The following is a 15,183-nucleotide window of genomic DNA, read 5'->3' as shown; positions in this document are numbered from 1 at the left end:
TTGCTCATACAAAGCATGATATTTATTGCGTAACGCTTCAAGCTTAAAAGGTAATGGACAAAAATACATTTCCAGTTTAGGCACCTAAACTTTTTTATCAGGTAACTGAATTATTATTTCTGGCATGGAGAAGGTATAAAGCATCGAGATGAGAGCAGACTGTCCCCAGCAAATAAGTTTCAATATCTATATTGCCCATAACGCTTTTTTTGAGGGAAAATAGCTTGAAATAATGATGATAACATTTTTTTCATTTTAGTCTACCATTTCTGTAGAGTATATGTATATTTGCTGACATGAACTTTTTATCCGGGAATTAGCTTTGGCAGAATCCAAAAATACTTTATCAAGTGATGTGGCACTTCTAACACAGACACAGACTGGAAGAAACTTCATAGAGGCACCCAAGCTTTCTTTCCATGAAGTCTCTTTCTCAACTATTGCGAAAGCATTGGAACGAAGTAAAGAGCAAATGAAAGATTAGAATTTCACTACAGCATGAAAAGCCGAAGATGGAGTAAAAAAGGGACGTCGGCTAACGTCCCCTGATTAAAAAGTTTTTTTATTATACGGAAGCCACAGCATCAGGTCGAAGCGAGACTGGAGTTTCCGATGTTACATTTTAATCTAATCAAAAATATGGAAAAAAAACGAAGGAAAGCTATGATCCGCCCTGCTTTTCTCAGCAATCATTACTTTTTAGCCGTGAAATTGACGTTTATGCTGAATATTTGCTTATTCCAGGCTTCAGCAGCGGTCTATTCGGAAGACACAAAAATTGATCTAAGGACGGGCTATCGCCATCAGCTCTTGGATAAAGACATTACATTCCCATCCACTGGAAATATCCCAGTGCAATTGAATGTAATTACCGGCCGTGTGACAGATAGCAAAGGCATTGCACTTAGGGGCGTTACGGTGCGTATCAAAGGAAGTTCTAAAGGAACTACGACGGATGGAAACGGCCGTTATAAACTTGAAGTGCCCAAAAGAACAAGCATTGAATTTTCATTCCTCGGGTACAGTACACGGGAAATCGTTGTGGGCGACCAACCGTTGATCGATGTGAGCCTATCAGCAAGCGACAGCGGCCTAGAGGAGGTTGTCGTAGTAGGTTATGGCTCCCAGCGTCGTAAAGACATTATAGGAGCGGTATCTTCACTCAATACCCAACATATAGAAGAAAAACCACTCCACCGCGTCGAACAGGCCCTCATTGGGCAATTGCCCGGCGTGCAGGTAAGGCAACAAACCGCTATTCCCGGGCAAGGATTAAGTATTTTGATCAGAGGCTCAGGGTCGATCAACGCCGGAAATGATCCGCTGTACGTTATAGATGGATTTCCATTGGATGTCGTTGGACAAAGTGGAAACGGAAGTTACAGCACCCATCCGTTGAATAATTTAAACCCTTCCGACATCGAAAGTATCCAAGTGCTCAAAGATGCTGCTGCAGGCGCGATATACGGTTCGCGTGCCGCCAATGGTGTAGTTATCGTGACGACTAAAAGAGGAAAAGCGGGTATCCCCAGTCTTAATTTGAATGTGAATACAGGTGTCAGTCAGATCTCCCGAAAGCTAGACCTACTCGATGCTGAGGAATGGATAGCCGTTGCGGGCGAAATGGCGGACATCAATTGGGTACGATCTGGCACAGGAAGGTCTGCAGACCAAAACAACGACCAGCGCCGAGCAATTTTAGGCTTAGGTGCAGGCGCGTATGATGCTGCTTTAATGCCCGATGAGCGCTGGTCCCAACCGGGGCACCCCGGTCTGCAATATATCGACTGGCAAGACGCTATTTATCGAGATGCACTTTTCCAAAACTATAGCCTATCCGCAAATGGAGCAAGTGAACACACCAAATATTATATCTCAGGAAATTATCTCAATCAGCAGAGTACACTTGTTAATACAGACTATACAAATTACGGACTCCGGGCCAATGTGGAAACGAAGTCTCGCGGAAGATTGAAATTCGGCGTAAACCTTTCTCCGTCATATTCCGAGCGGAATACGCCGACTCTTGAAGGAAAGGATACTCCTATTATGAAAATTGCGGGGATATCTCCAGTCGTAGAAGCAGATGCCGGATTAAATACAGGAGTAGGCGAATTTCCAACATACAAATGGTCTAGTGATCGTTTGGTGAGCCCATACGCTGAGCTAACCAATACAATTGCATTAGCAAAAAATACGCGCCTGCTAGGTACGACATATGCAGAGTATGCATTATTTCCTGGCGCTTATCTTCGTTCTTCGATCAATTACGACGATTTCAATGAACAGTATAAGTTTTATTCGCCGTCTATAGGTTGGGCTTCTCGGGATGTAGCTCCAGGCCTGAACGCTTCGGGATCATACAATGGCTTCCGTAAGCAAAATTTCGTGAACGAAAATACCATCAATTATAGCGGCACATTTCGTGATGTACATGTCGTGTCCGCTGTTGCCGGACTTTCGTACAACTGGCGGCATGTCGATAATTTTGGACTGAGTTCTGCAGGTGGTTTTGCAAACGATGTTGTCAATACCCTTAATAATGCAATAGCCAATAGTGCCGGCATCACCGTCAACGGCTCGACAAGCGAGAACACGAATACCCTGTTTTCATACTATTCCCGGTTACAATACGATTATGCTGATAAATACTTGGTGTCGGGTACCATTAGACGAGATGCCTCATCAAAATTCGGCTCAAATTACAGATGGGGTACATTTCCATCCGTCTCGGTAGGCTGGCGGATTTCTAACGAGAATTTCCTTAAGGAATTCAACGCTATTGATGAACTAAAGCTACGTCTTAGTTGGGGTAAATCTGGCAACGACAATATCGGAAACTATAATTTTGTATCTACCTTGGCATCCACCTCTTACAATTTCGGCGGAAATGCTCCGGTCTCTGCTCCCGGACTAGTCGCCGCTGGTATTGCAAACCCGAATCTCAAGTGGGAAACGTCGGATACCTATAATCTAGGTATTGATGCTTACCTGTTTAAAAACCGTCTTAGTCTTGTGATAGACGCTTATACAAAAACGACAAAAGATCTTTTACTTAATCTTCCGGTGTTAGGCGCAAGCGGCTTTAGCTCCAGCCTACAGAATATAGGCAGTGTAAGAAACAGCGGCTTAGAAATAGCTGTTCAATCCGTCAACATCAGACGATCTGATTTCGAATGGTCTACGAAGGCCAACATCGCTTTCAATAAAAATGAAGTACGGTCTTTAAACCAAGATGGAAGTCCGATCTATATTCCCTCTGCATATAGCGGAAGCAATGCCCCTTATATCCTAGAGCCAGGCCTTCCTATGTTTAGCTATTATGTCACCAAGACGCAAGGAATCTTAACGCAGCAGGATATCGACAACGCATCGGTAGCGAAGATTGCCCGTCAGGAAGTAGGCGACACTAAATATCAAGACACCGATGGCAATGGTATCATCAACGCAGATGACAGAGTGGTCTATGGTCATCCCAATCCGGATTATACCTGGGGCATCACCAATAATTTTAAGTACAAAAACTGGGATTTAAGTGTTCATGTTTATGGGCAGCAGGGCGGACATATCTTATCTTATTTTGGAAGAGCTGCAGATTTTTCAGGCAGTACCACCTCCAACATACTGGGTATATGGCGAGATAGATGGACAGCAGAAAACCAGAATTATGAGGCTCCAAGAGGCAAGCTTGGAGCCCGATATACCGTTCCCAATGCCACATCAGATTGGGTGTATTCAACAAATTTTATCCGTATTCAGGATATTACAATAGGTTTTAACCTGGGGAACAGATGGAACAAGAGTCTATTCAACAATGCGCGCATCTATGTATCGCTACAGAACTGGTTTGGATGGGACAAATACCGAGGTGGTGCCAACCCCGAATCTCAAAACACCAATGTGAGCGGAGACGGTAGCTATCCGATCCCGGGAGACTATGGCGCTATGCCATTAAATAAAACGGCCTCATTTGGTATCAACCTATCCTTTTAACTTAAAATTTTGCAAAAATGAAAAAACAGATATTCTATATTATTTTCTGCGCGACTGTCGGGACGGGGATCATTTCGTGCGACGATCAATTGAATCAATTACCTATATCAACCACGACCACGGAAAGTTCCTTCAATAATGCCAATGACTTTACGCAGGCTGTAAATGGCGTATACAGTGCTCTTAAGAACTATCCTGCGCTGGTATATTGGATGGGCGAGATGCGAAGCGATAATATCAATGCATTGCATGACGGCAACCGCGATTGGCAGGGCATCAACGACTTTGATGTTTCCATTTCCACTACCGGATACGTCAATACAGCTTGGCGCAATGATTTCAATGGAATCTTCAATGCAAATGCTGTGTTGGAGGCACTACTCACGAAAGGAAACCTCATTCATAACGAAGCCCTCAGGGTTCGTTATGAAGCTGAAGTACGCTTTTTAAGGGCTTTTTTATATTTTCAGCTTGTTCGGACCTTCGGAAAGGTCCCTTATGTTGACAAGGTGCTTACGGTACCGGAAGTGAGTACCATTCCTCGGAGTCCAGTTGCAGAGATCTATGAAGGTTTGATTATTCCAGATCTAGAATTCGCAGCAGCTAATCTGCCAGAAGCTTATGCGGCAGGTGACATTGGGCGAGCCACACAATATGCCGCAAAAGGTATGTTGGCAGCAGTCTATCTGACACGATCTGGTCCTACATACGGTATTGAAGGCCCTGGTCTGGCATCCAATGAGTACGATAAGGCGTTGGCGCTCTTAAACGAGGTATTGGACGGTCCTTTTTCTTTCATTGACGATTACGGATCAATTTTTTCATACAACAACGAAAATAATGAAGAGGTTATTTTCGATATCCAATTCGCTTCCGGAATTAATGGTGCGGCTTTTCCGAGTCTTCTGACACCTGTAGCATTCTGGACAGCTACCTATGGCTCCAATACATACGGCAATGGACAGGGTTCTAGCAACTTTAATGTCAGCCGGGATTTGCTTGCTTCCTATGACGCCACAGATGGTCTGGACACGAGAAAAGGATTCAACATACAATTAAGCTACTCAAACCCTTTCATTAAAAAATATATAGATTACGCTAATCGGGGAAGAAACCGAACGGATTGGCCAATTAATTTTATAGTTTTGCGATATACTGAAATTTTGTTCTTAAAAGCGGAGGCGCTGTTACTGGGAAACTTGGGAAACCAAGCTGAAGTAGATGAGATCGTAAACAAAGTGCGACGCAGAGCAGGTCTACAACCTGTTTCAGGCGCGACTTTTGACACCGTTTTAGAGGAGAAAAGAAAGGAGTTTCTGGGTGAAGGAGTACGGTGGAACGACTTGGTCCGTAGTGGAAGAGCTGTCACGATTATGAATGCATGGTTGGCCAAGGATGACATCAAGACGATCAACGAAATAACGGCAAACCATTTGATATATCCGGTGCCGGCTGACGAACTCGGGGCTAAACCCGGGTTGTACCAGCAGAATCTTGGTTATTAGTCGGAATAGATGAAATCAAAAATTAGAATATCTTTTTTATACAAGCCCGTATTGTTGGGGTTATGCTTCTGTCTGATTTTCATTTCGAGCGGTCATGCCGTTCAGGATGCCACCTGGCTATCACATGTAGGGGTGCGTAAGCTGTCTATCCCAGATGTCACCTTCCTTGCAAACGATTATGGTGCTATTCAAGACGGAAAGACCCTCAACACGTTGGCCATTCAACGGGCCATAGATTCATGCGCCATACAGGGGGGAGGAAAAGTGGTGTTTGCTAAGGGAAGATACCTTACGGGATCCATTTACTTAAAGTCTAATGTGGAGTTACATATCGGTGAGGGAGTAGAACTTATCGGTAGCCAGCATCTCTCAGATTATCCAGAGATACAAACCCGTGTAGCCGGCGTAGAAATGAAATGGCCCTCGGCATTGATCAATATTATAGCGCAACGAAATGCTGCAGTGACGGGAGCCGGTGTAATAGATGGTCAGGGCAAACCTTTCTGGGATGCTTACAGGGCATTACGCGAAGATTATGAGGGCAAACAGCTCCGTTGGATTGTAGACTATGATGCCAAAAGGCCTCGCACCTTATTGGTAGACTCTTCATGGGATATATTGATAGAAGATGTCACGTTTAGAAGAGCGGGCTTTTGGACGGTGCATATTTTGTACTCCTCCTATGTAACGGTTGACGGTATTATCGTGCAGAACAATATAGGTGGCCATGGACCGAGCACAGATGGTATTGATATCGATTCTTCTTCCTGGATATTAGTACAAAATGCGGACATAGACTGTAACGATGATAATTTTTGTATTAAATCCGGACGCGATTGGGATGGGCTTCGGATCAATAGGCCTACTGAGTATGTACTGATACAAAATTGCCTTTCACGTCGCGGCGGTGGGCTCATTACCTTTGGAAGCGAAACGTCTGGGGGAATGCGCCATATCATTGCCCGGAACCTTCGTGCAAAGGGGACCAAGGTAGGTATTCGATTTAAATCCGCAACCAACCGAGGGGGGATCATCGAGAACATTAAACTGCAAAATATATTGCTCGATAGTGTGGGGGTTGCTATAGATATCAATTCCGACTGGCATCGTTCTTACAGTTATTCTGTACTTCCAGAAGGATACGAGCGCAGTAAATTGCCAGACCACTGGATCAAGATGCTGGAACCCATCCTACCTGCAGAACGGGGCATCCCAACTTTTAGAAACATTGAAATCAGCGGATTGCAGGCCAAGAATGTACGGGTAGCGATAAAGGCGAAAGGGCTGGAAAGTAGTCCTTTGGATCATTTCCAGTTGCGTGACGTAGTCATATATGCCGATCAGGCGGGGAGTGTCAATTATGCAAAAAACTGGTCTATTGATAATGTTTCCATTAAAGCACAAGATGGAACGAACCCAAAGGTGACCAATTCCGAAGGTGTTACATTTTAAAGCAGCGTGAATCAAGTTTATTAGTCAGTCTTTGCACCGAAACAAATAAAAAAATCAACACAGAAACAGCCTTGAAATGTTAGAGGCAGATAAATCTTAAAAATGAAACGGATAAGAATACGAAAACAAATGACCATTACATGGTCAAAAATGGTTGGTCTGCTCTTGGGTGCTTGCGTTACCGGGCAAACATTTGCTCAAGAGGACGGTCGGAAACCAAATATCGTGGTGATCATAGCAGACGATTTAGGTTATGCTGATCTCGGATCCTATGGCAACAAAATTATCAAAACACCTCATATCGACGATCTTGCTCGCCAAGGTGTATCATTTACCAACGCCTATGCCGGAGCCAGTGTCTGTTCACCCTCGCGCGGCACCTTGTTTACAGGCCTCCATACCGGACACGCACGTATCCGCGGCAACATGACTCGGCAGGGAGGTGTCGAAGGATTGAAAGGAGATCAAACGGTAAGAAGACCCAACTTGTTGCCACAGGACTCCACAATTGCAAATGTATTGAGCAACAATGGCTATATGACGACTTTGATAAACAAATGGCATGTCGATGGTTTTGATACTGCCGCCCATCCGCTCAACAGAGGTTTTCAGGAATTTCACGGTTGGTTAGTCCGCGAAGATCGCAGCCACAACCATTATCCCACCATTCGTTACCACAATACGGAAGAGCATATAATAACCGAGAACCTTGATAATAAGCGGGGAAGCCACGCGACAGATATCGCGACAGATGAAGCTGTTGAATTTATTCTACGAAAAAAGGAGAAACCATTTTTTCTTTTGCTCACCTACAACGCCCCCCATACCCCACTGGATGTCAAGAGCCTTGACCCTTATACCGATATCGATTTACCGGCAAATGATAAAGCCTATGCGGCCTTGATCACGCACATGGACGAGGGTATAGGCCGAGTACTGAAGGCGGTAGACGACGCAGGGATCAGTGACAATACGGTGTTTATATTCGCTTCGGACAATGGTGGTTCGAGAGAGGCTAAGCTCAGTCAGCTAAAACAAAACGGCCATCTGAGAGGCGCAAAAGCACAGCTGTATGAAGGCGGATTGCGGGTTCCATTGATTATTAAAATGCCTGACGAGACCAATGCCGGATCTACTTCAAATTTCCCGGCCTACTTTCCCGATCTGTTTTCTACCATTGTCGATATCAGCAAGTCGAAGACTACATTACAGACCGATGGGATCAGTTTAGTATCCGAAATTATAAAACCAAATAGCTTAAATCCCGGGCAACGCTATCTGTATTGGGAGCAGTATCCACGTCAGGGGATAGCACAAGCTGTTCGATGGGGCGACTGGAAATTGATCAGGCAAAACACAGACGCACCTTATGAATTGTACAATCTCAGAGCTGATGATGCCGAGCAGCATAATGTAGCAGATAAACATCCCTATATTGTGGAACAGTTATCGGGATATCTGAAAGAAGCCCATGTTCCATCCGACCTCTGGTAACGACATCGCAGAGAACTTCGGACTAAGCCTTTTAAAAAAACATCGTCTTAGCCCGCAAATAGGCGCACCAGGAGATCTATTACTTTGCTCCTAGCAAGCTCTGTACTAACTTCCAGACAAAGTCAAGAGATACTTCAGCAAAATCGACGATAAATTCATCAGATCAATCGTGTTGAATAATAAACATTTTAACAATTTCAGAGTTCTTTGCCGGCGTGCCCTCTAGGTCATCAATTGATCGTCTAAGTCTGTAAAACTTAAGCAAAACAGACTCCTGACGATATATTGCAAATAAAATGCGATTAAGTAAAACATGGTTTTACTTAATCGCTCTAGATCGTTATCCATTTTAAAGGCAACTTTTTCAGTGCCCTCTTCGGATTAGCGGGTTTTTTTAATATGTTCAAAAAAGTGATTTGAAAGAAAATAAGTAGATTGCTTAAAAATCATAGACCTAAGTACTTTCTTATCATCGGTTCCAACTTTTCTCCCCTAGCATTCGAATCAACTACTATTCCCTGCTTGTCCAACAACCAAACTGTAGGAAGCGAGTTGATGACGTACAAAAGCCTATACGCGTCAGTGCTAAATCCAACACCCTCGAAACGTTGAGGCCAATTTACACCATGATTTTTTAGCAACTGCTGTGTCCGCACTCGTGCAGAGGCGTCGTCAAGACAGATTCCGATAACCTCCAATCCGCTATCATGGTATTGCGTATACAATTATTTCAATCGTGGCAGTTCCTCCAGACAGGGCTTGCACCAGGTAGCCCAAAAGTCAATGAGCACCATTTTACCCTGTAAATCTTTAAGATCTACAGATCGACCATCCAGCGCTGTGAAAGGCTTCCAAAAAAATCTTCAGCAGTATTGAAAATTTCATCACGAGCTGTAAAACCCGATTAATCTGCCCAAAGCGGAAATCGTACCCTTCGCTGGTCCTGGTTTGTAACCATTTAGTATTCGAAACCTTAGATTGTATTACCTTAATACCATTGGCAATTCTTGACACAAGGTATTTAATATTGAGATGCTGTTTCAGGACAAGACATCCTGGTTTTAACTATACGACAATACAACGTATTGGACAGAAAAGAACTCCCACCGATCTTATGCAACATGGACTTGGCTAGAATAAACGCCATTGACGTCGAAAACATGCCATGCAGTTCGTCAGGCCTGTAACCTTCGCACCCGGAAGCTCCTACCAGACGTGGTTCATGGGAGTAGTTCTTTAAAAATCCGTACATTCGTATACCTTGGAAGGTAAAAAGAATGGACGAAGCAAACCAGCGTATCTTGAAAAGAAGCGAAGAGATTACCGCAAACTATTTCCAGTTCTTGGATAAGCACATCGAAGATGTCGTTTCGGGACAGGTGGCTGATTTCATGGAAATCAACCAGATCGCAAGTGAACTGTTCCTGTCGCACAAACACCTGACCGATACGGTGCAAAAGGAAACAGGAAACCACCCCTGTCATTTTTACGATCTGAAAATTGTAGACAAAGCAAAAGTGCTTTTAGCAGATACCGATTTATCGATTGCTGAAGTTGCAAGAAAATTGACCTACGACCCTTCCAATTTTGGAAAGTTTTTCAAAAAATTTACTGGTCAAACTGCCGGTGAATTTCGAAATCAGCAGAAATGACGAAAGTTCCGAAAAGTTCACCACGAAATAACGAAATGGTCTTGCCAACTTTGCAATAACAATTGTAAAATATAAAAAAGGAGATAACATGGCAAGAAATGATTTAAATGGTAAAGTGGTCTTGATTGCAGGCGGGGCAAAAAACCTAGGGGGTTTATTGAGCCGCGACTTTGCTGCAAAGGGAGCGAAAGTATTCATTCACTATAACAGCGACAGTACAAAGGCGGATGCTGAAAAAACATTGGCAGCTATTGCCGGCGCAGGCGGGGAAGCATCTTCGTTCCAGGCTGATCTGACGGATGTGAAGAACATCTCCCGGCTTTTTGATGCAGCAATCGAAAAGTTTGGCGGTATCGACATAGCCATCAATACGGTAGGCAAGGTCCTGAAAAAGCCTTTCGCGGATACAACCGAGGAAGAATACGACAGCATGAGTGACATCAATTCAAAAGTGGCGTATTTTTTCATTCAGGAAGCGGGTAAAAAATTGAACGACAACGGAAAGATCAACACGATTGTAACTTCTTTACTGGCGGCATTTACGGGATATTATTCCACCTATGCTGGTGCGAAAGCTCCCGTGGAACATTTCACCCGGGCTGCTTCCAAGGAATTCGGTTCCCGTGGTATTTCGGTAACCGCGGTGGCTCCTGGTCCAATGGATACACCTTTCTTCTACGGGCAGGAAAGTGATGATGCGGTGGCTTATCATAAATCGGCTTCGGATCTGGGCGGCCTTACAGACATCAAGGACATCGCTCCGTTGGTGGAGTTTTTAGTGACCGACGGCTGGTGGATTACCGGACAGACCATCTTTGCAAACGGTGGTTATACCACAAGATAATTGAAAAATATTTTCTAAGTTTGAAAGGCAAATGACTTGGTTGTTTGCCTTTTATTTTAAAACCTAAAGTAGACCATTCTCTTTTTGCACCGGAATATCCCATTCAAAAGATCGATCCTCCTAGTTTAAGTTGCAACTCCAGTACGGACTTGGGATGAGTTCGCGTGACATCCGCGAGCATATCAAGGAGATGTACTACACGGACTGGAATAATAAGAAGGAGAACCATCTCTCCTTCTTATTATTAATTAGATGTTGCTTTCAAGTGATGTTACCACCTGTTTTTTTAAGCTTTCTGAAAAACCAGTAAATTTCTCCACGATTTTACCTTCTTTGTCTATTAAGAATAAGGTAGGAATTCCAATAATCATAAATTCCTTTAACGTTTTGTTTTTGTCTGGACTTATTACTTGCGCCCAAGGCATGTTTTCCTCGTGCACAGCTTTCACCCAAGCTTCTCTATTTGTATCAATGGATACACTTAATACCTCAAATCCTTTGTCTTTATAGGTTTCATATAGTTCTTTGATAGCTGGAATAGCTTTACGACATGGGCCACACCAACTCGCCCAAAAATCTATTAAAACATATTTCCCGCTGTAGTCTTTGATATCGATAATTTTTCCTTCTGCATTTGCATAGACTAGATCTGGTATTAAACTTCCTCTCTTTAACGAAAACCTTATTTCTTTTTTAGTTTGATATTGCGCTTTCAGGTGTTTCAAATCGGATGATGTAGGAAATTTTAAGAGTGCGTTTTCAATTTGGCTTTCAAAAAACTCACTATCGGCATCCGTAGGATATAAACTTAAAAGATAAATTACTCCTGGGTTGTCTGTGTTTGTTTGGATCAAATTTTGGAGACGCAGTAGCTCAAAGTTGCTTTTTTTCCGGATTAGCCCATCTGACTTAATGTATTTTGACCATGTAGAGTCTTTCTGCGCATGTCTCATGGAAGACATCCATTCGGCATTCAATTCTTCCATCTCAAGTGATGCTAAATAATTGTTGTAGTTGGCCGCATTTATCAATCGATTGGCAGATGAATTACTTTTTACATTTACAAATCCCGAATTTCTCATCTTAACACGTGATGTATCATATCCACGTGCTTCAATGTGTAAGTCAGTATCAGAATAAAATGAAGCGGATTGCCATTTTAAAATATCTAAACTATAGAATTCGGGCTCCACAGATTTCAGTTTCAGTGTAAAGACACCTGTCGTATCTACCTGCGCAGAGTCTACTAACTGTCTCTCCGAACCGAAACCTTTGTATAGCCATACCCAATTGTATTTGTCAAGAAAGGATGGATTTCGTGCGGCAACATGACCTTCTATCGTAATAGTTGCTTTTTTTTGAGCTTGAGCAGTGTATACACTGCTTAAGCTCAAAAATATCACGAATAATAAAAGGTGAGATTTTATGTTTTTCATTTTGTTCTGTTTAGTTACCGAATATTTCTTCTAGTTTTTTATCTAATTCTTGTTGCGCAGCACCTCTCCATCGAGCTATAAGTTTGCCATCTTTGTCGAGTAAGATCTGTGTTGGGTATGCTTCAATGTTGTACATCTGGATGACATCTTGTTTCATCGTTTCTTCGTCATTCAATACATTGACCCAAGTAAGACCATCTTTTTCAATGGCTTCTTTCCAGTTTTTTTCTGCGACACTTTGACTTTTGACTTTTTCGCTGGCGACACCCAATATCTCGAAACCCATTGATTTGTATTTGCCGTATAGCTCTTTTAAATGCGGATTTGCCGCACGACATGGCCCACACCAACTTCCCCAGAAGTCTAATAAAACGTATTTTCCTCTGAAGTCGGATAAACTAACAGGTTTGCCATCAGTATCAGGTTTTGTGAAATTCGGCATTGGGCCACCTTCGCTAACAATTTTGTTGGCCGCAATTTTTGATTCCAATCCTTTGGCATAATTGGTGGTTTTATAAGTTGCTGACAAAGCATTATAGGCCGCCTCTAATTCACTGGGCGGATAGCTGTTGGAGAAGCGGCTTAGAAAATACAAACTTGCAAAAAGATCAGGGTTTTGCTGAATAAATGATTTTCTTCCTTTTTCTGTAGCTACTCTATTCGCCATCATTTTTTTGACATGTGCCTCCGTCTCTTCTTTTACCCCCATCATTCTTATTTCAGTAAATTGTTGTTGAAGAGTAGACATTTGCTTGGTGTCTTCTTTTTGCGCGTTACGTAATTTTGTGAAACCCTCATTAAAAATGTCACCGGTAACTTGAGCAAGATGTAAATCATCTACCTTACCGTCAATAAGAATAGTAGCACCCTTGCTAATAACTATTTCTAATGGGGGCGCAGGTTGGTACATGCCAGATTTACCGCCACCTAAGTAGATATTTCGGTCGTATGTAGTGTTTATTTGCGTGACAAATGGCTCATCTGCAGCTCTGCCACTTAGTTCAAAAACACCATTTTTAGCTTTGACGGTTATTTTTCCATCTAGTCCATCTAGGGTGATTTCGTGGTCGCCTTGACCAGCAAGTTTTCCTTTGATTTTAAAATCTTGTCCCTGGGCAATACTTATGCATGCCAGTACGAGTATCGTAAATATTATTTTCTTCATCTTTCTTTCTCTATGTATTTGTATTATTTTTTTTACGGTATTCTTTTGCTAAGTGCCCGGTAGATTATATTTGTAATTCATTTCCTTGATTTTTCCAAAGCCTTCGTAGACTCTTTCGGTAGATCGGTCGATGCTTCCATTGGTAATATCTATCTTGTAGCAATATATTTTTCCATTTTCTGTGCTTTCATTCCATGTGGCAAAATAGACGTATTGATTTACGGTAGGGAAAAGATTATTCGCGTTTAATTGAAAGGGAAGATTTGATGATTTGAGTACCGAAATATCAGTTATCGTCTCACCATTAGGTGCCGCCCATATTTCTTCAGTGGTTGGTGGATTGTTGTTGAACTTATGTAGATAAACATTGTTTGGATTACTGTAAAGAAGATATTGCCCTGCCACAGCCACAGTCATTGAATTTACTGTTGTAATTCCTGGATAGGAAGACATATCGATTTTTTTCTGAGGCACAGCCGCATCTGCAGCACTCGCAAAATTCGCAGATAGTAGATATGTTTTGGTAGCATCTTTCATAATAAGATATTCAAATGCCAAAGCGGGCGTTGGCCCCCCATATCCCCAGTCATAGACTACAAGGTCTAAGCCAACTGCATTGGGGTTAAATACAGCGTTAGGTAAATTTGTAAAAGCTGTAAAGTTTGTTGTTCCACTTGTAAGCTTTAAGAATTTTTTTTCGACACTATCATAAGCCAGACCATTGTAGCTTTGGACATATTTTGTGGGTTGCCATGGGGCTAATATTATCTGATCATTCCCTGAGGCAAGACCAAACTTTGATGCATCTCTTCCAGTTGGTGAAGAACTTACATCTAAGGCGTACATCCTGTTGTCGTTGATAATGAAGTCCTTGCTGGCGATTCCTGTAAAAGCAGTTACTTTTTTTGTTGTTGGGCTCGCAAAGAAAAACTCATCAAATGATAACGTTTTTACAAAAGAAGATTTGTCGACTCCAATCATATCTTGGTCGGATACAATAATGACTCGTCTGTCTCTAACGCCACTGGATTGCGCATATTGAAAAGTTACTGGTTTGCCGATGAGACTTTGACCATTTGCATCCTTTAGAATGTCATACAAAACTCTATTATGCACGACGTTAGATTTGACACGTTCATCTACGATTAAGCCAACCTCTGTTTCACCGTTTCGCTCATACAGAGCCATCCATCCGTCAGGAAAACTTTCACTGATGTTTAAAGCAAATTTGGCGTACGTATCGATGTTCGTTTCTAGATCTTTCACGGTTAGTTTAATTTCCCAAGTTCCTGATGACTGTAAGATTGGTGCGTCGAGCACAATATCATGGGATAAGGTGTCCAAAGGAAATATTGTTCCCGATGAAAATGTCTGACAGAGCGTCCAGGTGAAAGACAATCGATCTTTAAATTGATCGACATTCTTTATGAGTTCTCCATTATAATATATTTTTGGTGCAATACTTACAACATCTCTAAATGATATGGAGTAGGAACTTTTTATGGAAGAATTCGCTGTGTCAATTTTTATTGGGTTGAATTCTGTATAATCGTAATTGCCTTGGTCTTTGATACAACTTATGAAGGAGCACAAAAACATAATACATATGTAATAATTCAGTATTTTTCTCATGATCTTATTA

General features: G+C 42.3%; 11 protein-coding genes. 6 read left to right on the top strand and 5 right to left on the bottom strand.

Annotated elements, in window-relative coordinates; translation table 11 throughout:
• Positions 1-639 precede the first annotated feature (639 nt).
• From C4F40_RS01700 to C4F40_RS01685, 4 genes are all read left to right on the top strand, one after another.
• The gene (locus C4F40_RS01700) at positions 640-3,993 is read left to right on the top strand and encodes a SusC/RagA family TonB-linked outer membrane protein (RefSeq protein ID WP_196937642.1); all 3,354 of its coding nucleotides are present in this window, start codon (positions 640-642) and stop codon (positions 3,991-3,993) included.
• A 17-nt stretch (positions 3,994-4,010) separates the two neighbouring features.
• On the top strand, positions 4,011-5,498 hold the full coding sequence (locus tag C4F40_RS01695; RefSeq protein WP_196937641.1) for a RagB/SusD family nutrient uptake outer membrane protein: 1,488 nt from the start codon (positions 4,011-4,013) through the stop codon (positions 5,496-5,498).
• A 9-nt stretch (positions 5,499-5,507) separates the two neighbouring features.
• Entirely contained in the window at positions 5,508-6,950 is a 1,443-nt protein-coding gene (locus C4F40_RS01690; protein WP_196937640.1) for a glycoside hydrolase family 28 protein, read from the top strand.
• Between the two features lie 102 nt (positions 6,951-7,052).
• Complete coding sequence (locus tag C4F40_RS01685) at positions 7,053-8,444, top strand: sulfatase-like hydrolase/transferase (RefSeq protein ID WP_196937639.1); 1,392 nt, start codon at positions 7,053-7,055, stop codon at positions 8,442-8,444.
• Positions 8,445-8,890: 446 nt separating this feature from the next.
• On the opposite strand, the gene C4F40_RS01680 is transcribed toward C4F40_RS01685, so the two are convergent.
• Positions 8,891-9,169: a TlpA family protein disulfide reductase gene (locus C4F40_RS01680; RefSeq protein ID WP_196937638.1), complete on the bottom strand. Its 279-nt coding sequence runs from the start codon at positions 9,167-9,169 to the stop codon at positions 8,891-8,893.
• Positions 9,170-9,280 (bottom strand): TlpA disulfide reductase family protein, encoded by a 111-nt coding sequence (locus C4F40_RS21725; protein WP_196939232.1) that lies wholly within the window; start codon positions 9,278-9,280, stop codon positions 9,170-9,172.
• Positions 9,281-9,721: 441 nt separating this feature from the next.
• On the opposite strand from C4F40_RS21725, the gene C4F40_RS01670 reads away from it, so the two are divergent.
• Complete coding sequence (locus tag C4F40_RS01670) at positions 9,722-10,096, top strand: helix-turn-helix domain-containing protein (RefSeq protein WP_196937637.1); 375 nt, start codon at positions 9,722-9,724, stop codon at positions 10,094-10,096.
• An 88-nt stretch (positions 10,097-10,184) separates the two neighbouring features.
• The gene (locus tag C4F40_RS01665; protein WP_196937636.1) at positions 10,185-10,940 is read left to right on the top strand and encodes an SDR family oxidoreductase; all 756 of its coding nucleotides are present in this window, start codon (positions 10,185-10,187) and stop codon (positions 10,938-10,940) included.
• Positions 10,941-11,188: 248 nt separating this feature from the next.
• On the opposite strand, the gene C4F40_RS01660 is transcribed toward C4F40_RS01665, so the two are convergent.
• Genes C4F40_RS01660 through C4F40_RS01650 form a run of 3 tightly spaced genes read right to left on the bottom strand, consistent with a single transcriptional unit; the run spans position 11,189 to position 15,173 of the window.
• On the bottom strand, positions 11,189-12,376 hold the full coding sequence (locus C4F40_RS01660; RefSeq protein ID WP_196937635.1) for a TlpA family protein disulfide reductase: 1,188 nt from the start codon (positions 12,374-12,376) through the stop codon (positions 11,189-11,191).
• Between the two features lie 10 nt (positions 12,377-12,386).
• Positions 12,387-13,541 carry a peroxiredoxin family protein gene (locus tag C4F40_RS01655; RefSeq protein ID WP_196937634.1) on the bottom strand — a complete coding sequence of 385 codons (1,155 nt, stop codon included), beginning with the start codon at positions 13,539-13,541 and terminating at the stop codon, positions 12,387-12,389.
• A 48-nt stretch (positions 13,542-13,589) separates the two neighbouring features.
• The gene (locus C4F40_RS01650) at positions 13,590-15,173 is read right to left on the bottom strand and encodes a PKD-like family lipoprotein (RefSeq protein WP_196937633.1); all 1,584 of its coding nucleotides are present in this window, start codon (positions 15,171-15,173) and stop codon (positions 13,590-13,592) included.
• Positions 15,174-15,183: the final 10 nt, after the last annotated feature.

The sequence above is a fragment of the Sphingobacterium pedocola genome, assembly GCF_015209965.1.
Taxonomy (GTDB): Bacteria; Bacteroidota; Bacteroidia; order Sphingobacteriales; family Sphingobacteriaceae; genus Sphingobacterium; species Sphingobacterium pedocola.
Note: the sequence above shows the minus strand (reverse complement) of the source record. Positions and strands in the feature narration are given on the sequence as shown.